Source organism: Microbacterium sp. SL62 (assembly GCF_026672635.1).
In the GTDB taxonomy this organism is placed as follows: Bacteria; Actinomycetota; Actinomycetes; order Actinomycetales; family Microbacteriaceae; genus Microbacterium; species Microbacterium testaceum_A.
On the sequence record NZ_JAPPRM010000001.1, the window covers coordinates 1,180,154 to 1,199,464 of the forward strand.

At 68.4% G+C, this 19,311-nt stretch carries 23 protein-coding genes; 12 read left to right on the top strand and 11 right to left on the bottom strand.

The genetic code is table 11. The features are described 5' to 3' along the window. Positions 1-84: 84 nt before the first annotated feature. From OVA26_RS05590 to OVA26_RS05600, 3 genes are read right to left on the bottom strand one after another with little or no spacing between them, the layout of a single operon-like run. Complete coding sequence (locus OVA26_RS05590) at positions 85-1,650, bottom strand: FAD-dependent oxidoreductase (protein WP_268103347.1); 1,566 nt, start codon at positions 1,648-1,650, stop codon at positions 85-87. After that, positions 1,643-3,916, bottom strand: a complete 2,274-nt coding sequence (locus OVA26_RS05595; protein ID WP_268103348.1) for a molybdopterin oxidoreductase family protein — start codon at positions 3,914-3,916, stop codon at positions 1,643-1,645. The genes OVA26_RS05590 and OVA26_RS05595 overlap by 8 nt, the downstream gene beginning before the upstream one ends. 4 nt (positions 3,917-3,920) lie before the next feature. Next, positions 3,921-5,309 carry an MFS transporter gene (locus OVA26_RS05600; protein WP_268103349.1) on the bottom strand — a complete coding sequence of 463 codons (1,389 nt, stop codon included), beginning with the start codon at positions 5,307-5,309 and terminating at the stop codon, positions 3,921-3,923. A gap of 452 nt (positions 5,310-5,761) precedes the next feature. Between OVA26_RS05600 and OVA26_RS05605 the strand changes: the two genes are divergently transcribed. The 4 genes from OVA26_RS05605 to OVA26_RS05620 all read left to right on the top strand — a co-directional run bounded on the left by OVA26_RS05605 (position 5,762) and on the right by OVA26_RS05620 (position 8,518). Then, the gene (locus OVA26_RS05605) at positions 5,762-6,703 is read left to right on the top strand and encodes a hypothetical protein (RefSeq protein ID WP_268103350.1); all 942 of its coding nucleotides are present in this window, start codon (positions 5,762-5,764) and stop codon (positions 6,701-6,703) included. Beyond that, on the top strand, positions 6,700-7,290 hold the full coding sequence (locus OVA26_RS05610) for a Pycsar system effector family protein (protein ID WP_268103351.1): 591 nt from the start codon (positions 6,700-6,702) through the stop codon (positions 7,288-7,290). Before OVA26_RS05605 ends, OVA26_RS05610 begins: the two co-directional genes overlap by 4 nt. 8 nt (positions 7,291-7,298) lie before the next feature. After that, complete coding sequence (locus OVA26_RS05615) at positions 7,299-8,030, top strand: adenylate/guanylate cyclase domain-containing protein (protein WP_268103352.1); 732 nt, start codon at positions 7,299-7,301, stop codon at positions 8,028-8,030. A 230-nt stretch (positions 8,031-8,260) separates the two neighbouring features. Continuing rightward, the gene (locus OVA26_RS05620) at positions 8,261-8,518 is read left to right on the top strand and encodes a nuclease (protein ID WP_268103353.1); all 258 of its coding nucleotides are present in this window, start codon (positions 8,261-8,263) and stop codon (positions 8,516-8,518) included. Between the two features lie 47 nt (positions 8,519-8,565). Here OVA26_RS05620 and OVA26_RS05625 read toward each other — a convergent pair whose 3' ends face one another. Then, positions 8,566-8,967 carry an aldehyde dehydrogenase gene (locus OVA26_RS05625; protein ID WP_268103354.1) on the bottom strand — a complete coding sequence of 134 codons (402 nt, stop codon included), beginning with the start codon at positions 8,965-8,967 and terminating at the stop codon, positions 8,566-8,568. Positions 8,968-9,189: 222 nt separating this feature from the next. On the opposite strand from OVA26_RS05625, the gene OVA26_RS05630 reads away from it, so the two are divergent. Beyond that, complete coding sequence (locus OVA26_RS05630) at positions 9,190-10,041, top strand: NAD(P)/FAD-dependent oxidoreductase (RefSeq protein WP_268103355.1); 852 nt, start codon at positions 9,190-9,192, stop codon at positions 10,039-10,041. Here OVA26_RS05630 and OVA26_RS05635 read toward each other — a convergent pair. From OVA26_RS05635 to OVA26_RS05655, 5 genes are all read right to left on the bottom strand, one after another. Beyond that, a complete protein-coding gene (locus OVA26_RS05635; RefSeq protein WP_268103356.1) occupies positions 10,038-10,673 on the bottom strand; it encodes a hypothetical protein in 636 nt (211 codons plus the stop codon). The two genes, OVA26_RS05630 and OVA26_RS05635, sit on opposite strands and share 4 nt — an antisense overlap. An 85-nt stretch (positions 10,674-10,758) precedes the next feature. Continuing rightward, positions 10,759-10,995 (bottom strand): DUF1653 domain-containing protein, encoded by a 237-nt coding sequence (locus tag OVA26_RS05640; protein ID WP_268103357.1) that lies wholly within the window; start codon positions 10,993-10,995, stop codon positions 10,759-10,761. Then, entirely contained in the window at positions 10,992-11,333 is a 342-nt protein-coding gene (locus OVA26_RS05645; protein ID WP_268103358.1) for a hypothetical protein, read from the bottom strand. Before OVA26_RS05645 ends, OVA26_RS05640 begins: the two co-directional genes overlap by 4 nt. A 32-nt stretch (positions 11,334-11,365) precedes the next feature. Next, entirely contained in the window at positions 11,366-11,836 is a 471-nt protein-coding gene (locus OVA26_RS05650; protein WP_268103359.1) for a hypothetical protein, read from the bottom strand. Between the two features lie 158 nt (positions 11,837-11,994). Continuing rightward, positions 11,995-12,495 carry a small multidrug efflux protein gene (locus OVA26_RS05655; protein WP_268103360.1) on the bottom strand — a complete coding sequence of 167 codons (501 nt, stop codon included), beginning with the start codon at positions 12,493-12,495 and terminating at the stop codon, positions 11,995-11,997. Positions 12,496-12,708: 213 nt separating this feature from the next. On the opposite strand from OVA26_RS05655, the gene OVA26_RS05660 reads away from it, so the two are divergent. The 5 genes from OVA26_RS05660 (at position 12,709) to OVA26_RS05680 (ending at position 16,042) form a co-directional block, all read left to right on the top strand. Continuing rightward, positions 12,709-12,990: a hypothetical protein gene (locus OVA26_RS05660; RefSeq protein WP_268103361.1), complete on the top strand. Its 282-nt coding sequence runs from the start codon at positions 12,709-12,711 to the stop codon at positions 12,988-12,990. Positions 12,991-13,065: 75 nt separating this feature from the next. Beyond that, positions 13,066-14,253 carry a sensor histidine kinase gene (locus tag OVA26_RS05665; RefSeq protein ID WP_268103362.1) on the top strand — a complete coding sequence of 396 codons (1,188 nt, stop codon included), beginning with the start codon at positions 13,066-13,068 and terminating at the stop codon, positions 14,251-14,253. Next, positions 14,250-14,852 (top strand): response regulator transcription factor, encoded by a 603-nt coding sequence (locus OVA26_RS05670; RefSeq protein ID WP_268103363.1) that lies wholly within the window; start codon positions 14,250-14,252, stop codon positions 14,850-14,852. Before OVA26_RS05665 ends, OVA26_RS05670 begins: the two co-directional genes overlap by 4 nt. A 270-nt stretch (positions 14,853-15,122) precedes the next feature. Next, positions 15,123-15,638, top strand: coding sequence for a GNAT family N-acetyltransferase (locus tag OVA26_RS05675; RefSeq protein WP_268103364.1), 516 nt, complete (start codon positions 15,123-15,125; stop codon positions 15,636-15,638). Then, positions 15,635-16,042, top strand: a complete 408-nt coding sequence (locus tag OVA26_RS05680; protein WP_268103365.1) for an ASCH domain-containing protein — start codon at positions 15,635-15,637, stop codon at positions 16,040-16,042. Before OVA26_RS05675 ends, OVA26_RS05680 begins: the two co-directional genes overlap by 4 nt. Positions 16,043-16,051: 9 nt before the next feature. On the opposite strand, the gene OVA26_RS05685 is transcribed toward OVA26_RS05680, so the two are convergent. Further along, positions 16,052-16,459 carry a RidA family protein gene (locus OVA26_RS05685; RefSeq protein WP_268103366.1) on the bottom strand — a complete coding sequence of 136 codons (408 nt, stop codon included), beginning with the start codon at positions 16,457-16,459 and terminating at the stop codon, positions 16,052-16,054. A gap of 41 nt (positions 16,460-16,500) precedes the next feature. Further along, positions 16,501-17,025 carry a hypothetical protein gene (locus OVA26_RS05690; protein ID WP_268103367.1) on the bottom strand — a complete coding sequence of 175 codons (525 nt, stop codon included), beginning with the start codon at positions 17,023-17,025 and terminating at the stop codon, positions 16,501-16,503. 182 nt (positions 17,026-17,207) lie between these two features. Here OVA26_RS05690 and sucC point away from each other — a divergent pair, with 182 nt between their 5' ends. Further along, positions 17,208-18,371 (top strand): ADP-forming succinate--CoA ligase subunit beta, encoded by a 1,164-nt coding sequence (gene sucC / locus OVA26_RS05695; RefSeq protein WP_144782578.1) that lies wholly within the window; start codon positions 17,208-17,210, stop codon positions 18,369-18,371. A gap of 17 nt (positions 18,372-18,388) precedes the next feature. Then, positions 18,389-19,291, top strand: coding sequence for a succinate--CoA ligase subunit alpha (gene sucD / locus OVA26_RS05700; RefSeq protein WP_268103368.1), 903 nt, complete (start codon positions 18,389-18,391; stop codon positions 19,289-19,291). Positions 19,292-19,311: the final 20 nt, after the last annotated feature.

Sequence of the window (19,311 nt, forward strand, 5' to 3'; positions counted from 1 at the left end):
GGGTGGTCGCCCGGTTGCTCAGGAGTTCGGCACGGGCCGCGGGCGAGACCCGCGACCCGCCGTCGGAAGTAACGCCCCGCCGCCTCAGGCCGGGACGGCCTCGCGCGCGAGCAGCTCGGTGATGCGCCCGACGCAGCCGCCGCAGCCGGTGCCGGCGCGGGTCGCGGACTTCACGCACGCGACCGTCGGCTCGCCAGCGGCCACCGCCTCGCGAATCGCCCCGGCGCTCACCCCGTTGCACCAGCACACGGTCGCATCCGCGGCGAAGGGGTCGCCGACGGCGGGCATGCCGGCATCCGCGGCGTCGAGGCGCAGAAGCGACGAGCGGTCGGCGGGCAGCTCCGACCCGCGCTCGAAGAGCAGCGTGAGCTCGGCCCCGGTCCGCGGCATCCCGACCGCGACGAAGCCGGTCAGCACGCCCTCGACGGTGACGAGCTTCACGTACGCGCCGCGCGCGGGGTCGGTCCAGAGCGTGACCTGGGGGCCGTGGCATCCGGGAGCGTGCGAGAACGGATCAGCGTCGACAGTGCCTCCGGCGACCACGTCGATGCCCTCGGCTTTGAGCATCACCACGCCGGGGCGTTCGACGGAGGCGGGTCCCTCGACCCCCGACGACAGCAGCGCCGCGAGGCGGTCGGCCTGCCGCCAGCCGGGTCCGACGAGTCCGCTCGGGCCACCCGGCACGCGACCGTCGGGCTCGGCGTCGGCGGGATCGGCGACGTGCGCGCAGTCGCCGATGGCGAAGACGTTCGGGTCGCTCCACGAGCGCGACGCCGCGTCGACGAGCACGCCGGCCGAGGTCGCGAGGCCCGAGAGCGACGCGAGCTCGGTGCGCGCTCCGACGCCGCACGACAGCACGAGCAGGTCGCCCGCGAGCACCTTGCCGTCGGCGCAGACGAGTCCGTCGAACCAGGCCTGACCGTGATCGTCGTAGCGCTGCACGATGCTCTCGGCGCGCGCGTGGTGCCTCATCTCGACGCCCACGGCGCTCGCCGCGGCGGCGAGTACGCGTCCGCCGTTCTCATCGAGCGTCCGGTTCATCGGGGCGGCTGAATGGTACGCGACGACCACCTCGGCGCCCGCTTCGGCGGCGGCGAGGGCGAGCTCCATGCCGAGCACTCCCGCGCCGAGCACGACGATGCGCTGGCCCGCCGAGACCGCCGCGCGCACGTGCTCGGCGTCGGCGAGGTCGCGCAGGGCCACGACGCCGCGGGGGAGCGGCGCGGTGCCCTGATCCAGGGCGGTGGGCTCCGCCGGCCGCGCGGACCGGTGCCGTTGCGCCCGCTCGAGACCGGCGAGCGTGGGCACATTCGCCCGCGCACCGGTGGCGAGCACGAGTCGGTCGTAGGGGATCCGGATGCCGTCGTGCAGGCGCACCACCCGAAGATTCCGGTCGACGCCGACCACCGTCGTCCCGAGCGCGAAGCGCACGCCCGCGTCTTCGGCGACGCGGCGATCGCTCATGTCGAGCCCGTCGCGATCGGTGCGGCCGACGGCGTACTCGGCGAGCAGCACGCGGTTGTAGACGTCGTGCGGTTCGGCGCCGACGACGGTGAGGTCGATCCGCCCCTCGCGCACCGCGGGCAGGAGCCCTTCGACCAGCCGCGCCCCGACGGGGCCGTAGCCCACCAGCACCACACGCTCAGACATGGGTCTCCTCCTCGGTGCGCGACGACGCAGTGCTCGACGACGCGGCGCTCGTCGACGGTCCGCTCGGCGATGTCGCGCCCGCCAACAGCGCGCCCGCCAGTAGCGCGCCCGGCGCCGCACCTCCCGAGACGCCGACGAGCGCGGGCGCCACGCCCGGGTGCTCCGCCACGACGACCGGCGCAGCCGTAACGTGACGAGCCGCAGGGGTCGCGGCATCCGGGATCGCCTCGACCCGAACCCGCGTGCGCTTGAACTCGGGCATGGCCGAGGTCGGGTCGACGATCGCCTCGGTCAGGCGGTTGGCGCACCCCTCGTCCGCGTAGTGGAACGGCAAGAACACCGTGTCGTGGCGGATATCCGTGGTCACGCTCGCCCGCGCGCGCACGGTGCCGTGCTCGTTCGAGACGGCGACGAGGACCCCGTCGCGGATGCCGAGACGCGACGCCGTCGCCGGATGGATCTCGAGCCGCGCCTCGGGGCGGGCGTTGTGGAGCTCGGCGACCCGGCGCGTCTGGGTTCCCGACTGGTACTGCTGCAGGTATCGGCCGGTGGTGAGGGTGAGGTCGGCGCCGCGGTCGGTCGGGGTCGGGGGAGTCGCCTCGACGGGGACGAGCCGCGCGCGGCCGTCGGCATGGGCGAAACGCTCCGTGAACGGACGCGGTGTGCCCGACGAGCGGTAGGGCCAGTACGCCTCGACGCCGGTGTCGAGCAGCGCGTGCGAGAGGCCGGAGTAGTCGGCGATGCCGCCCTCGGAGGCGCGGGCGAGCTCGTCGAAGACCTCGGCCGGATCGATCGACCACGTGGATGCCGCGCCCAGACGCCGCGCGATCTCGGCCATGATCCACAGCTCGCTGCGGGCGCCCTCGGGGCCGGGCAGGGCGCGCCGGCGGCGGATCACGCGACCCTCGAGCGAGGTCATCGTGCCCTCCTCTTCGGCCCACTGCAGCACCGGCAGCACGATGTCGGCGAGCTCCGCGGTCTCGGAGAGGAAGAAGTCGCAGACGATCAGAGTGTCGAGGGCCCTCAGTCGCTCGCGCACGGCGTCGACGTCGGGTGCCGAGACGACGACGTTGGAGCCGGCGACCAGCAGTGTCTTCACCGGCCCGCCCAGCTCGCCGAGCAGGGTGGTGGCCGGGATGCCGGCATCCGGAATCTCGTCGGGGTCGACGCCCCAGACCCCGGCGACGTGCCGGCGCGCTTCGGGGTCGCGGATGGAGCGGTAGCCGGGCAGCTGATCGGCCTTCTGGCCGTGCTCGCGTCCGCCCTGGCCGTTGCCCTGGCCGGTGAGGGTGCCATAGCCCGAGCCGTCGCGGCCGACGAGGCCGAGCACGAGCGCGAGGTTGATCGCGGCGGTCGCGGTGGCGGTGCCGTCGACGTGCTGTTCGACGCCGCGTCCGGTGAGGATGTACGCGCGTCCCGCGGCGAGGCGACGCGCGGTGGTGCGGAGGTCGGCGACGGGGACTCCGGTGGTGGATGCCGTCCGTTCCGGCCACCACGGCGCCACGCTCCGTCGCACGGCGTCGAAGCCCGCCGTGCGCTCGTCTAGATACGCACGGTCCGCGAGGTCCTCGGCGATCACGATGTGCGTCAGGCCGAGCAGGAGCGGAAGGTCGGTTCCGGGAGCCGCCTGCAGGTGCGTGCCGGCGCCGTCTTCGGTGAGGCGCGCGGTGGCCGAGCGGCGCGGGTCGACGACGATGAGTCCGCCCGCGGCTCGTGCCCCGGCGAGGTGCGCGAGGAAGGGCGGCATGGTCGCGGCGACGTTCGAGCCGAGCAGCAGGATCGTCGCGGCGTCGTCGAGGTCGGTGACCGGGAACGGCAGGCCACGGTCCATTCCGAAAGCGCGGTTGGCTGCCGCTGCCGCCGACGACATGCAGAACCGGCCGTTGTAGTCGATGCGCGAGGTGCCGAGGGCGATGCGGGCGAACTTGCCGAGCTGGTAGGCCTTCTCGTTGGTGAGTCCGCCGCCGCCGAAGATGGCGTTCGCGTCGGGACCGTACGTGGCCTTCGTCTCGCGGAAGGCCCGGGCCACGGCATCCAGTGCCTCCTCCCACGTGGTCTCGGCGAGGGTGCCGTCGGGTTGGCGAAGCAACGGCATCCGGAGCCTGTGGGGAGACTCGAGGAGCTCCGCCGACGTCCAGCCCTTCGCGCAGAGTCCTCCCCGGTTGGTGGGGAAGTCGCGGCCGGTGACCGTCGTTTCACCCTGGTGGGTGACGGTCATCGCGCACTGCAGCGCGCAGTAGGGGCAGTGGGTGTCGGCGGAGCTCATGGCGTCAGATCCGGGTGCCGGTCTTCTTGGACATCCGCAGGTACACGCCCGCGGTGAGGGCGAGGAAGATCACGTACGCGGCGACGAAGCTGCCGAGCGCGGGCACGTACGAGCCGAACGTGGTCTTCGAGAAGCCGAGCACCTGCGGAATGAAGAAGCCGCCGTACGCGCCGATCGCCGAGATGAGGCCGAGGGCCGCGGCCGCCTTGCGCTGTGCGCCGATGCCGCCGTTGGAACGGAGGGCGAAGATCGTCGGGATCATGCGGTAGGTCGAGCCGTTGCCGATGCCCGCTGCCGCGAACAGCACCAGGAAGCAGAGCAGGAAGATGGCGAAGTTCTGCGTCGGGAGGGTGAGGGTCACGCTCAGGATGCCGAGACCCATCACCGTGAATGCGCCGATCGTGATGACGGTGCCGCCGAAGCGGTCGGCGAGCTTGCCGCCGTAGGGGCGGGCGAGCGAGCCGACGAGGGCGCCGAGGAAGGCGAGGGTGACGGTCGCCGTGCCGATCGCGATTCCCTTGAAGTCGGGGAAGGTGTCGGCGAGCAGCTTCGGGAAGACGCCCGCGAAGCCGATGAACGAGCCGAAGGTGCCGATGTAGAGCAGCGAGAGCACCCACATGTGCGGCTCTTTGAGAGCGGCGAGGGATGCCGTGATGTCGGCCTTCGCGGCGGAGAGATTGTCCATGCGGAGGTACGCGCCGACCATCGCGACGAGGATCAGCGGCACCCAGATGAGGCCCGCGAGCGGCAGGTTGAGGGTGGCCGCGGCGCCGACGGTGATGACGATGGGGACGACGAACTGCGCGACCGAGGCGCCGAGGTTGCCGCCGGCGGCGTTGAGTCCGAGGGCGTATCCCTTCTGCGCGGCAGGGTAGAAGAAGGTGATGTTCGACATGGAGCTGGCGAAGTTGCCGCCGCCAAACCCGGCGAGGGCCGCGATCAGCAGGAGGACGCCGAAGGGGGTCGCGGGGTTGCTGACCGCGATCGCGAGTCCGATGCTCGGGATGAGCAGGAGGCCGGCCGAGACGATCGTCCAGTTGCGGCCGCCGAAGCGCGGAACCATGAAGGTGTAGGGGATGCGCAGCGTCGCACCGACGAGGCTCGGCATGGAGATGAGCCAGAAGATCTCGCCCGTCGACAGCTGGAAGCCCGCCGCCGGCAGCGAGACGACGACGACCGACCACAGCTGCCAGACGACGAACCCGAGAAACTCGGCGAAGATCGACCACCGCAGGTTGCGGGCGGCGATGGCCTTGCCCTCGGCGTTCCACTGCTCGGCGTTCTCGGGGTTCCAGTTGTCGATCCAGCGGCCGGGGCGGTGTTGCAGCTCCGCTGTTTCGGTTGCAGCCGCGGGCGGCGTTGCGGTTTCGGGGCGCGGGTCGGTGACGGTCACGGGGTCCTCCGGTGGGCGATGCGGGGAGGTGCAGCGCCTCGCATGGGCGGGGCGTGCCGTCAGCGTAGGGAGGAGGGGTTACCCGGGACTGCGTCGTCGGGGGCGGGGAGGTAACGAGTGGCTCACCGGGGGTGGGGGTGGGGGAGAGGGGGAGTTTACTTGGGCGTTACATGGCGCGAGTGAGGCGATGTTGCGTAGTTTCTCGGCGTACCCCGGTCGTAAGTGAGCCTGAGTGTAGGCGCGGCTCTCTGGATGCATGTAAGCGTCGCGCGCGCGAGGCCACCAGTGCTGCGCAGGGCCGCTGGCCCCGCGTACAAACAGTGCTCTTACTCCGTTGAGTCGCCGCTGGCCTGAGCGTGTGACAAGCGGGTTGGTGTCACAGGCCGGACGGGAAGGGGCTCTAGCGGGCGATGTCGGAGGTTACAGCTACAGTCAATCCAAGGGGGTCAGCGATGCCGAAAATGGATGATGTTGAACTTAGTGACGTGCTGGGGGAGCTCGATGACACAACTAAAGAGGAATTTGCTTCGAAACCCGCGGTTGAGAAATGGGCGGACGACTTCGAGGTTTCCGACCTACCCATTGAAGCGCGCAAGTGGATTCAAGTCCCAGATGTGGTTGCAGTCGTTGCGGACCTCAAAAATTCCACGCATCTTGGAACTGGCAAGCATGCGGCCTCGACTGCCAGTATCTACGAGGCGGCAACCGGCGGAACAGTAGCCGTCTACAACAGTTTCGGCGCAGACTTCATTGCTATTCAGGGCGATGGAGCGTTTGCTCTCTTCTGGGGCGACCAGCGGTACGAACGAGCGCTCTGTGCTGGAATAACTGTGAAGACCTTCAGTCAGCGCCATCTCATTCCAAGGCTGGAAGCCAAGTGGCCCGTACATGCAAGCGACCACCCGACTGGGTTCAAAGTCGGGATCTCTTCCGGCAGGGTCCTTGTCAAACGCGTCGGGACCCCACGTAACCTGTCCGAGCAAGAGCCGGTGTGGGCTGGGGTACCTGTCAACTTCGCCGCTAAATCGGCCCAGCAGGCCGATCGTCACGAGCTCATCGTGACGGGTTCAGTGTGGGATCACATCGAGAAAAATGACTATCTTGCACTCACCTGCCCGTGTAGCGGCGGACCAAGCTCAAGCTTGTGGGCGGACGTAACTATCGAGAAGATTCCGGACAGCAATGCTGAGAGGCAAGGTCGCGTTCTATCCGCCACGTGGTGCGAGGTTCACGGCGACGAATACGTCTCGGCCATCCTTGGCGGCCTGAAAGTGCGATCGGAGGCAGCAGAGGCGCGCACAGCGTTGACTAAAAAGCTGTTCGCGAATGCCATAGCGAAAAAAGCGAGCCAACAGCGAGCGGATTTGCGTAACCGGCGGGCGGGCTTGAGATGAGCAACTGGACCCGCCGGTTATTCGTTCGATCTCGGGGTACGTCGACGGATTTGGGAGGAGGTTCGCATGCGGAACTCCGCGTCGAGCCTAACGCGGACCATGCGTGGAAGGCACTGGCCCTCGTCAACGACTGGATTCGTCATTCTGACGCGAAAGCTGGGGTTACTTTGGCTTTCGTCGGGGCGCTTGGGGCCATGCTGTTCAATCTGACTCGGAACACTCAGGCCGACTGTGAAATTATCTTCCCGGTTGCGGCCGGTTCTGCGTTATTGCTGGTTACAGCCGCGGTTCTTTGTGGTCTGACGCTGAGTCCCCGTTCGGTCGACCGCGACGCAGTTCCCGACGCGGTCAACCTCCTCTTCTACGCGAGCATTTCCCGTAATTTCAAGCGTAATCGTGTTGGCTTTTCGGATGTTCTTGGCACTCTGACCGCAGACGAGCGCGAACTAGTCCGGCACATTGCGCACCAGATCCACGCAAATGCCAAGATAGCGACGACAAAGGTTTCTCTCGCGAGGTGGGCCATACGGTCTGCTTTCTTGGCAGGTCTCGGCGTGGCGAGTACTGCACTTCTGACGGTTCTTTAAGAGTCACAATGGACGGCAATTTTAGATCGTACAGCTTCGTAAGCAGCTCAGATCGAATTGGAGAGATTTTAGATCAGCCAATCGGGAACTTCGAAGAGATGGAGGGTCTGGCGGACCGCGAGAGGCTCACGTTCTCGAACGGTTTTTACGGCATGTGCTCGGCGATATTCATTGACGTCCGAGATTCTTCGGGCTTGCCGCGAACCTATCAACGGCCCACACTAGCCAAAATATACCGGGCATTCATCTCCGAGATGGTAGCTGTGCTGAATTCTGATCCATTTGTGCGCGAGGTGAATATCGTTGGCGACTGCGTTTGGGCTACCTACAAGACGACGCATGTGAACCATATTGACGATGTGTTCTCAATAGCCTTCACCGCGAACACCGCTCTTCAGCTATTAAACTACCACCTCAAGAAAAGGCAACTGTCGCCACTTCGAGTCGGCATTGGTGTAGATTATGGTCGCGTGCTGATGATTAAAGCTGGGTTTAATGGTAGTGGGATAAATGATGTGATCTACATGGGAGATGTCGTCAACAGTGCGGCTCATCTCGCGCATGAGGGGGGTCGCGGATGGGGGCGCCCTGCGATATACGTGGGAGCCGATTTTCAGCAGAATCTCAATGAAGTCAATAAGAGCCTTCTCTCTTCGGCTCAAGTGTCGGGTATTGGGACGGTTTACCGTGGAGACGTGGTGCGTGGGGACATGAGCAATTGGATTGATGACCTGCCGTGAGAGAATTCCACAGCCACCTCAAGTGAGACTGGTGAACATCTGGTCTTGGCACTGCTCGGAAGGTCGTCTGACGTGCGCTTGAGGCCGTTCGCTTCAGTCGGAAGGCGGAAGATGTGGGTTCGTCCTCCCGAGTCAATCGGCGGTGTTACGCCCCACTACGCCCCAGATCGCCCGCCCCCGCGGCATCCCGTAGCTTCATCACACCAACCACTCCGAAGGCAGGTGAAGCCATGTCCCGCACGATCTCGTCGACAGTCCACCCGATCCAGCGCTGCATGGCAGCCTCGAACCCGTCTGCGTGGTGGGACGGCCTCATCATCGAGGTCGATGGCTCGACCGCAACGGTCACTCTGCTGAACGGCACGACGGTGCAGCTGCGGATCGTCGGCCCGGCCGTCGACATCGCGGTGGGGGAGCCGGTGGCGTACCACCCGGTCGCCGAGCTGCTCAGCGCGTCGGCGATCATCACGACCGCGCGCGCCGCATAGCCGAGCGGCCGCCGACGAAACGTCAGCGGCCGCGCGAAGAAGAGAACTCAGGCGGTCATCGAGGCCATCATGGCCTCGCACTTCATGACCATGTCGTCGCAGGCTATGGCGCAGTAGCGGCACATCTCGTCCATGTCGCCGTGCGCGCGGCACTCGGCAGCGCACGCCTTGCCCATGGTCATGCAGGCGGTCATCATGGCGCTCATCACGTCCATGTTCATGCCGGCCGGACGCATCATCATGTGCATCGTCGCCTGCGCCATCTCGACCATGTTCGAGCACATGGCGCAGCACGTGGCCATCTCGGCACCGTGCATCATGTCGCTGCCAGCGCACATGGCCGCGGCCATCGCGCACGCGTTGAGGGACTGCATGCATTCCTGCATGGCATCCATGTCCATGGTCATCTCGCCCATGTCCATCGACTTCATCATGGCCATCGTGTCCATCTGGATCTCCCGTGTTCTCGTCGGTTCGGAGGGACCGGATGCCGCGGAGGGACTCCGGCGTACCGGCGATGCTACGCCGCGAGCCGCGTGATTCGACAGGGCTCAGGGGAGGTTGATCAAACCGCCGATGCCGGCTCACATCGTCTTGGGCGGCTCCGATCAACCGCCCTCGAGCGGGCGATCTTCCTTGGCTGTCGGCGCTGGATTCGTCATAGTGATCCAGTGACGTGGAAGTATCAGGCGGCGATCATCGGGGGCGGCCCCGCGGGCCTGCAGGCTGCTCTCACCCTCGGGCGAATGCACGTTGAGACGGTCGTCTTCGACGACGGGCGGTACCGGAACGCCTCTTCGCCGGTGATGGGCAATGTGCTCGGGTGGGCGGGCGCGGAGCCCGCAGCGCTCCGGGCCGCCGCGCATGAAGAACTCGTCGCCTATCCCTGGGTGCGCCGCGTGCCCGAGCGCGTCGAGACCGCGCGCGAGGACGGGAGCGGGCTGGTGCTCGTCACCCCGAGCGCGCAGTGGAGCGCCGAACACCTCCTTCTCGCGAGCGGCGTCGACGACGCGTTGCTGCCCATCCCCGGGGTTCGCGAACTCTGGGGCGACACTGTGCTGCCGTGCCCCTACTGCCACGGTCACGAGTTCGCGCCCGGCCCGATCGCCGTCATCTCCGACGGGGGCCACGCCGAGCATGTGGGCGGGCTGCTACGCGGGCTGTCGTCATCCGTACCGGTCGTCGCACCGGCAGATGTCCTGTCCGTGAGCCGGTCGGCTACCGGGGTGCGGATCGACCTGCGCGACGGCGACGCGGTCGAGGCTGCCTGCGCGTTCATCCCCCCGAACGCACGCGCTCGATCGGGGATCGCGGACGATCTCGGCATCCGCTCCGCCCCGGAGGGGATCGAGATCGATGCGCTCGGGCGCACCAGCCGAGCGGGCGTGTGGGCAGCGGGCGACGTCGCGAAGAGGGTCGATTCTCGAATCCCCGCTGCGGTGGTCACCGCGATGGCGTCGGGGCTGACCGCGGCGGCCGACATCGCGGCATCCGTCGCCCTCGTTCGTGACGGACGGTCCTAACGCACGCTCGCCGCGGTATTCGGCCCCGGTGAGGGGATTCGGATGCCGACAGACCTCAGCTCCAGACCGGCGAGGCGCTGCATGACGACGGGGTCGCCGCGGCGCCAGGCGGCCGCCGCGTCGGGGTCGACCTTCGTGAGTGTGCCCACCTTCTGATGCGAGAGAGCCCGCAGCGCGAGAAGGTCGGTGGTGAGGCCCGCGCGCACCTGAGCCCGGGTGCGCGTCGCCAGCGAGACGAAGCGGAGGCGGGGGAGCAGCCAGATCAGCAGAACGATGAGGATCGGTAGCGCCGCGACTCCGACGCCGAGCGCGATCGCCGCCTGGCGAACGATGTCCTGCCGCGTCTGGCCGACCGCCGTGAGGGTGTCGCCCGCGGAGCTCGCCGTGGTGAACGGGCTGCTGATCCCTTCTCCGATGAAAGGAACTCCTCCGAGTCGCGTGCCCGCGTCGGTCATCGACGTGCGAAAGTCCACGCCGGTGGTCTGCAGCTGACGGCCGAACTGCGCGAACTGGTCGACGGCGGAGAAGACGGTGATCCCCGCGAAAATGCTCACCGCGATGAGCGCGAGAGCGACAATGTCGGCGATCACCTGACGCCCGCGTTGCACGGCGAAGTCGGAATACAGTTTCACGCCGTCACTCTGTCACGGGAGAGCTGCCGTCGAGGGGAACGTCGAACGGATGCCGTGAACCCGACGGAGCACACCGGGCGCGATGTCAGCTCGAAGGGCCGACGCGCCGGAACCGCGGCCCCGAGTACCCGTCCCGCTCGACGTGCTCGGTGAACATCGCGATCGGGCGCACCCACAAAGAGTGGTCGCCGTAGAGCGTGCGGTACGAGACGAAGACCTCTTCGGTCTCGGAGTGCCTCGCAATACCGAAGACCTCGTAGCGCTGGCCCTTGAAGTGCTCGTAGATGCCGGGCTCGATGTGCGGCAGCTCGGCGTCGGTCACGAGGCCGCGACGGCTTCGTCGGTGCGCGCCTGCAGGTACTCGCACAGCTTGCCCGTCGTGTAGAGCTCCTCGCCGAGGGCGATGAGATTGCCGCCCGACAGGGGGAACTCGCCGGAGCGCTCCGAGAGCGAGGCCGTCCACGTCCGCTCGCAGTCCACGTTCAACGAGATCGATGCGGGGCCGTGGTTGAGATGGATCGCCACCATGCCGGACTCGAGGTGCTCGGGATCGTCCTGGCGGAGCACGTGAACCGTGGCGTGGGCGACACTGTCGTGCTTCTCGTACTCGGTCACCCACTCGTGAATCTCGGCGAAGGTAGGGCGAGCGGAGCAGGTCATGAGTCGAGACTAACGGGGGACCGGCCTGTCGGTCAGCTGCCCGACCCCCGCACCCCGACGAGGTCGTGCAGCGCACCGAAGGTCGCCGCGTACCGCTCCCGCAGAGCCTCCCACCCGAGACCCGGATCGATCTCGCTGGGCGACGGCACGGCGACGGCGTATCCGTGCTGCGCGCGCGGAACGGGCTCGCCCGGCAGGCGCAGCTCCTGCGTGAACGCGCCGGTATCGGGCGCGAAGGTGAGGGTGTGGGCGGCGATGTCGTGGTCCCAGTCGGCGGACGGCCACGACATGAACGAGACGTGCCGCGGGGGATCGAGAGGGGCCGTGGCCGATACCCAGCACCCGTGATGATCCTCGCCGGGGGAGAGGATCGTGTACGTCCCGCCCCGGCGGTAGACGAGCAGCGCCTCGCGGAACGGCTTCCGCGAGAACATCGCGGTGTAATAGAGGGCCTGCGCGTAGATCGGCTCTCCGAGAGTCAGGGTCACGGTCTGCTGCGGCATCGGGCTCAGGGTCCTTTCGAATCCGGGCGGGGTTCTTCCATCCACGCATACGCACGTTGTGCGGAGGTTGCGTACACCGAGGTCTTCGCTATGACCTCACCGAGTCGGCCGAGAACTCGGTTGCGGCCTCGGTCACGGCATCCACCCTGCCGCTCTCGTCACGCCACGGCGCGGATCACGCCCGTGATGATCAGCGTGATCATCGTCGTCCACAGCGCGATCGCGGCGGCCTGCCAGGCGATGACGCGCATCGGCGGGACGCCGGTGGAGGTGAGGGCCGCGGCGGTGAACTGCGTCGGCAGCAGCAGCGGGCCGAGCAGGCTCACGCCCGGGGTTCCGTAGCGGTGGTAGGCCTTCTCGAACTTCTCGCGGCGGGCCGACGTTGGCTTCTCGGTCACTCCGCGGCGGGTGGTGACCGCGGTGCGCACGCGCGACGACGCGAACACGACGATCGCCACGCAGAGCAGGTTGCCGATCGCCCCGGCGAGAGCGGCGACGACGGGAGGGATGCCGCCCAGGATGCCGATCGCCGCCGCACCCTCACCCTCGATGAACGGCACGGCCCCGGCGAGGGCGACGATGAGCGGCTGGACGAGGTCGGGCACGTCGGCGACGAGGCCCTGGAAGCCGAGGATGAGGTCGGATACGGGGTTCGACACGAGGACTCCTGGGGGATGAGTTCGCGGCGTGTTCCGCGGTGATTCCATCCCACCGGCGTGCGGCTCGCGGCGGCAGTGTCGTGGTGTCACGAGCGAGCGGGAGGATGCGAGGGCGCACCCGTGACGAATGTCAGGGTCGCCCTTTCGGGCGCCGCGGGCGTGGCGTATCGTCGCAACCCCGCGAGAGACCGCGGCCGATCCGAAGGAGCAACGATGCCGAGCTTCCTCGTGTGGATCGAATACCTCTTCTGGGCGGCCATCGCGGTCGGGGTGCTCGTGCGTCTCGGGATGGTGCTCGGACGACGTCGCGCGGGCCGACGGAAGGACGCCGTGCGCCAGGCGATCCGCCCCGTCATCGACGCGGGCGCCGTCGAGTCGGCCTTCTACGGGTGGACGCCGTCGACCTCACTGCAACTGAGGGCGGAGCCCACGTCGGTCGAGACCGCGCAGGACCGCGATCGGGTGCCACCAGAGCTCCCCGACAGCTACCGCTGACCGCCGCGCGCGCCGCTCCGCGGGACGATCAGCCGCGCCACCCGTGACGAATGTCACGCCCGTACAGTGGCGGGTGTGAGCGCCCCCGCACCCGCACCCGTCCGTACGCCCGCGGCGACGTACGCCCGTGACGTCCGCGTCACCTGGTGGTACACGGCGTCGTCGATCCTGTTCCTGCACGTGTTCGCGGTCTTCATGTGGGCGCTGGTGGTCGTGCTGCGGGGGACGCCGCTCGACATCGTCCTCGTGCTGATCGGGGCGGCCGGGGCGGTGGCATCCGGAGTCCTTCTTCTCATCCACTACCGACGCGAACCTCTCGACGACGGTGACGACTCCGCGCGCAGGCCGGTGTGGCCCCTCGTGCTGCTCGGGGTCGCGTCGGCGGTCGTGCTCGGCATCGGCGCCGGGTCGGTGCTGCTCGCCGCAGCCCTCGCGGCGCAGGCGCTGTGCACGGTGCGGTGGCGGGGTGGCATCCGGGTGCGGCTCGTCGCGCTGATGCTCGTCGTCGTTATCGCGGTGTGGGTGATCGAGGCGACGCGGCTGAGCCCCGACGGGTACATCTCGCTGACGTTCGCGCTGCCGCTGTTCGTCACGATGCTTGCGCCGCTCACCGCCACCTCGCTGTGGTGGTGGGACATCGTGCGCGAACTCGACCGCGCCCGCCGCGCCGAGGGGCGTCTCGCCGCAGCCCAAGAGCGCCTGCGCCTCGCCGGCGACCTGCACGACCTGCAGGGCCACCACCTGCAGGTCATCGCGCTGCAGCTCGAACTCGCCGAGAAGATGATGGGGAGGGACCCGGATGCCGCCGTCGGACAGGTGCGCGCGGCTCGCGCGAGCGTCGACGAAGCCCGTCGCGGCACGCGGGACCTCGCCGCGCGGTTCCGCGGAGTGCCCCTGCCCGACGAACTCGCGAACGCCGCAGATCTGCTGCGCGCGGCGGGCCTGACCGTCGACCTGCTCGTGGACACGGAGGCCGACCGCGCGCCCGCCGACGTGCTCGGACCCGTCGTCCGCGAGTCCACGACGAATGTGCTGAAACACGGGGGTGGGGTGTCGGCATCCCTCTCCCTCGCCCGCCACGACGGATCGTGGGTGCTGATCGTCGAGAACGACTCGCGGGGGGCCGCGTCTCCCGTCGGCGATGGGGCGGGCCTGTCGGGCATCGCCGAGCGCGTGGGTTCGGTGGGAGGAACGGTGGATGCCACCCGCCTCGGCGACCGCTTCCGCGTGACGGTTCGAGTGCCCGAGGAGGTTTCCGCATGATCCGCGTGCTCATCGCCGACGACGAGGACATGATCCGTACCGCGCTCGCCGCGCTGCTGCGACTGGAGGACGACCTCGAGGTCGTCGCCGAATGCCGCGACGGCGAGAGCGCCGTGACCGAGGCGCAGCGGCTCAAGCCCGACGTGTGCCTGCTCGACCTCGAGATGCCCGGGCTCGACGGCGTCGACACCGCGGCGAAGATCCTGCGGAGCGTGCCCTCGCGCTGCGTGATCGTCACGCGGCACGCGCGGCCCGGAGTGCTGCGGCGCGCGCTCGGCGCCGGGGTCAGCGGGTTCCTCCCCAAGTCGCGGCCCGCGGATGACGTGGCGGCCGTGATCCGTGAAGTCGCGGCCGGGCGGAGGTACGTCGACCCCGAGGTCGCGGCCGATGCGCTGAGCGACGAGCGGAGCCCCCTCACCGACCGGGAGCTCGACGTGCTGCGCGCGGGAGCGCGAGGGCAGACGGTGGCCGAGATCGCGGCATCCCTTCATCTGTCGGCGGGGACGGTGCGCAACCACGTTTCGTCGGTGCTGGGCAAGCTCGGGCTGGCGAGCCGGCAGCAGGCGACGATCCATGCGCGCGAGCGGGGCTGGATCTAGTCGACGACCGTCGATCCAGCGCGGGGCTGGTGCGGGGGCGACGATGGCTTCTGCCTCGTCTTCGCCCGGGTGCAGCGTCGGCTCGGCGGGCCAGCAGAACGCGCTTCCGAGACGATGGACGGGTGGGGTGCGACCGTCCGGCGCAGGGCGGAAGGGGCCGCCGCGCCGTGACGGGAGCGGCACGCCACCCCGTATCGTCGGTGGTCGACAGCGGGGACGCGCGGGTCGGAACCGTGCGACGACGCACTCGTGCGAGAGAGGATGGATCTGATGGGCGAAGTTCGCTTGGTGGAGCTCGAGGCGGCCGATCGCCCCGTGTGGCTGACGCGGATGGAGACAGCCTTCGCTGCGGGCTTGCGCGATGCCGGGCTGAAGCCGGGGGAGCAGCCGATTCCCCAGGCGGACGAGATGGACAGGGTGCTGGACGCACCCGGCACCGAGACCCTTCAGATCGTGCGCGACGACCTGGTCATCGGCGGGGCCGCCGTGACAGCACCGGATGACGGGCGCCGCAGCCTCGAACTCTTCTTCATCGACGCCGGTCATCACGGTGGCGGGATCGGTGCGTCCGCGTGGCGGGCGACAGAGGCGCGCTACGCCGATACCGAGGTGTGGGAGACCGAGAGGCCGTACTTCGACCAGCGCAACATCCACTTCTACGTCAACCGCTGCGGCTTCCAGATCGTGGAGTTCTTCCACCCGGGGCACCGCCCCCAGGCCGGGAGCGAGGGGGATCACCCCGGCCCCGACCGCATGTTCCGGTTCGAGAAGCGGATGCCGGTATGACCGGCGACCTGCCCCCGATCGAGTTCATGTTCCCCGGGGCGGGACGCGACCGGATCGTCGCGGCGATCCGCGCGGGGGAGAAGACGGCGACCAGCTCGCTCGTGCGGGAGTATCTCGTCGCGGGGGAGCCGTTGCCGGCGGTCGGGGATCGGGGCGCCGTGGTCGACTCGGCCGGTGAGCCTGTGTGCGTCATCGAGACGACCGGGGTAGAAATCGTCGCTCTGCGAGACGTGTCGCTCGCCCATGCGCTCGACGAGGGCGAGGGGTACGCGTCCGTCGCGGATTGGCGCCGCGGTCACGTGCGGTTCTGGACCTCGGATGCCATGCGTGAAGAGCTCGGGAGTGCCTTCGTCGTCGACGACGACACGTCGGTGGTGTTGGAGCGGTTCGCGGTCGTGGGGTGAGCCTCGCGGTCAGTCGACGACCGCGGCGACCGCTTCGATCTCGACCAGCTGATCGTCGTAGCCGAGGACGGTGACGCCCATCAGCGTGCTCGGCACGTCGTGGTCGCCGAAGGCGTCGCGCACGACCTCCCACGCGGTGACGAGGTCGGCCTGACGGGTCGATGCCACCAGCACGCGGGTGCTGATCACGTCGGTGAGTTCCGCGCCGGCTGCGCGCAGCGCGCCCGTCATGTTCTCGATGCAGCTCGCGGCCTGCGCGGCGTAGTCGCCGACGCCGGCGGTCGAGCCGTCGGCGTTCAACGGGCACGAGCCGGCGAGGAAGATGAGGCGCGCGTTCGCCGGAGCGGTGGCGGCGTAGGCGTACTCGGCGGCGTCCGAGAGCGAGGCGGAATGGATCAGGGTCACAGCGGAGGGCATGGCTCAAGGCTCCCGGGAGGTGGCGATGTCGCAGGCGATCCTCACGGCGTGGGGCAGTCGACCGAGAAAGTCGCCGTCGCTTCGACGCGCTCGCCGCCGGGCATGTCCAGGTCGTTGAGACGGGGTGATGTTCCCGCCGGCACCGCGCGAACGGTGGCCGTCCCCGTCACGTTCGAGCCGCTGATGCTCGAGTCCGCGTCGCTGCGCTCGATGTCTCCTTCGCCGAGGAATTGCACTGCGTAGTCGCCGACCGCCCACGCGGCGACGTTCGCGCGGACGGAGCCTCCTGTCAGGCCCAGCTGGACACCGGCGTCGGGGAACTCCTGCGCGGCGACGGTGACGAAACGGTCGTCGCAGGTGCGCAGGCCGTCGGCGACGGAACCGACGATCGTGTGCGTCTTTCCATCAAGTTCGAACGTGAGTGCAACGGAGTCGACGCTCAGAGCTGTGTCTTGCGTTGCCGTCGATGGGGCGGCTGAGGACTCGGCCGAGCCGCAGGCGGTCAATGCAAGTGCGCTCGTGGTAGCCAACAGGACCAGCGCGTACAGACGACCTTGTGAATGCATGCGTCGAACCTCTCACAGATCGCCCTGCCGGCAACGGCGGCATCCCGCAACTCCCTCCCATCGAAGGGGCAAGGGTCGGGGGTCTCCAGCCCCGTCTAGTAGGGTTGTCGACTGGCGAAGATCTCTTGATATCGAGAGAGTTCGCCTCCTCCCACCACCGATCGCCCAGCGAAGGATTGTCCGTGGATCTCTACGAGTACCAGGCACGTGATCTGTTCGAAAAGTACGAGGTGCCGGTACTCGCCGGCATCATCGCCGACACCCCTGAGGAGGCGAAGGCGGCCGCGGAGAAGCTCGGCGGTGTCGTCGTCGTCAAGGCTCAGGTCAAGACCGGAGGCCGCGGCAAGGCCGGCGGCGTGAAGGTCGCGAAGAACCCCGACGAGGCGTTCGAGGCGGCCCAGGCCATCCTCGGCCTCGACATCAAGGGTCACGTCGTCAAGCGCGTCATGGTCGCCGCCGGCGCCCGCATCGCCAAGGAGTTCTACTTCTCGGTGCTGCTCGACCGCGCCAACCGCTCCTACCTCTCGCTCTCGAGCGTCGAGGGCGGCATGGAGATCGAAGAGCTCGCCGTCGAGCGTCCCGAGGCGCTCGCGCGCATCGAGGTCGACCCGATCGAGGGCATCACGCCCGAGAAGGCCCTCGAGATCGCCAAGGCCGCGAAGTTCGACGACGAGCTGGCTCCGAAGGTCGCCGACGTCTTCGTCAAGCTCTTCAACGTCTACAAGGGCGAGGACGCAACCCTCGTCGAGGTGAACCCCCTCATCCAGAGCGAAGACGGCGACATCATCGCCCTCGACGGCAAGGTCTCGCTCGACGAGAACGCCGGCTTCCGTCACCCCGACCACGAGGCGCTCGAAGACAAGGACGCCGCCGACCCGCTCGAGGCCAAGGCCAAGCAGCACGACCTCAACTACGTCAAGCTCGACGGTCAGGTCGGCATCATCGGCAACGGAGCGGGCCTGGTCATGTCGACCCTCGACGTCGTCGCGTACGCCGGCGAGAAGCACAACGGCGTCAAGCCCGCCAACTTCCTCGACATCGGCGGCGGCGCCTCGGCCACCGTCATGGCCGCCGGCCTCGACGTCATCCTCGGCGACGAGCAGGTCAAGAGCGTCTTCGTCAACGTCTTCGGTGGCATCACCTCGTGCGTCGCCGTGGCCGAGGGCATCGTCAAGGCTCTCGAGATCCTCGGTGACACCGCCACCAAGCCGCTCGTCGTGCGCCTCGACGGCAACCAGGTCGAAGAGGGTCGCGCGATCCTCGCCGCCGCCAACCACCCGCTCGTCACCCTCGCCGCCGGTATGGACGAGGGCGCCGACAAGGCCGCCGAACTGGCCAACGCGTAAGGGATAGGGACAGAAACATGTCGATCTACCTCAACAAGGACTCCAAGGTCATCGTCCAGGGCATCACCGGCGGTGAGGGCACCAAGCACACCGCCCTCATGCTCAAGGCCGGCACCCAGGTCGTCGGCGGCGTGAACGCCCGCAAGGCCGGCACCACGGTCTCGCACAAGGACGCGTCGGGAGGCGACGTCGAGTTGCCCGTCTTCGCGTCGGTCGAAGAGGCCATCCGCGAGACCGGCGCCGACGTGTCGATCGCGTTCGTGCCCCCGGCCTTCACGAAGGACGCGATGGTCGAGGCCATCGACGCCGAAATCCCCCTGCTCGTCGTGATCACCGAGGGCGTTCCCGTCGGCGACACCGCCGAGGCGTGGGCGTACTCGAAGGCCAAGGGCGAGAAGACCCGCATCATCGGCCCGAACTGCCCCGGCATCATCACGCCCGGCGAGGCGCTCGTGGGCATCACCCCCGCGAACATCACCGGCAAGGGACCCATCGGCCTCGTGTCGAAGTCGGGCACCCTGACCTACCAGATGATGTTCGAGCTGCGCGACCTCGGCTTCTCGACCGCCATCGGCATCGGCGGCGACCCGGTCATCGGCACGACGCACATCGACGCCCTCGCGGCGTTCGAGGCCGACCCCGAGACCAAGGCCATCGTCATGATCGGTGAGATCGGTGGAGACGCTGAAGAGCGCGCCGCCGACTTCATCAAGGCCAACGTCACCAAGCCGGTCGTCGGCTATGTCGCGGGCTTCACCGCTCCCGAGGGCAAGACCATGGGCCACGCCGGCGCCATCGTCTCGGGCTCGGCCGGAACCGCTCAGGCGAAGAAGGAGGCCCTCGAGGCCGCCGGCGTCAAGGTCGGCAAGACGCCGTCCGAAGCCGCCGCCCTGATGCGCGAGATCATCGAGAGCCTGTAAGCAGCACTCCCTGCGGGGCC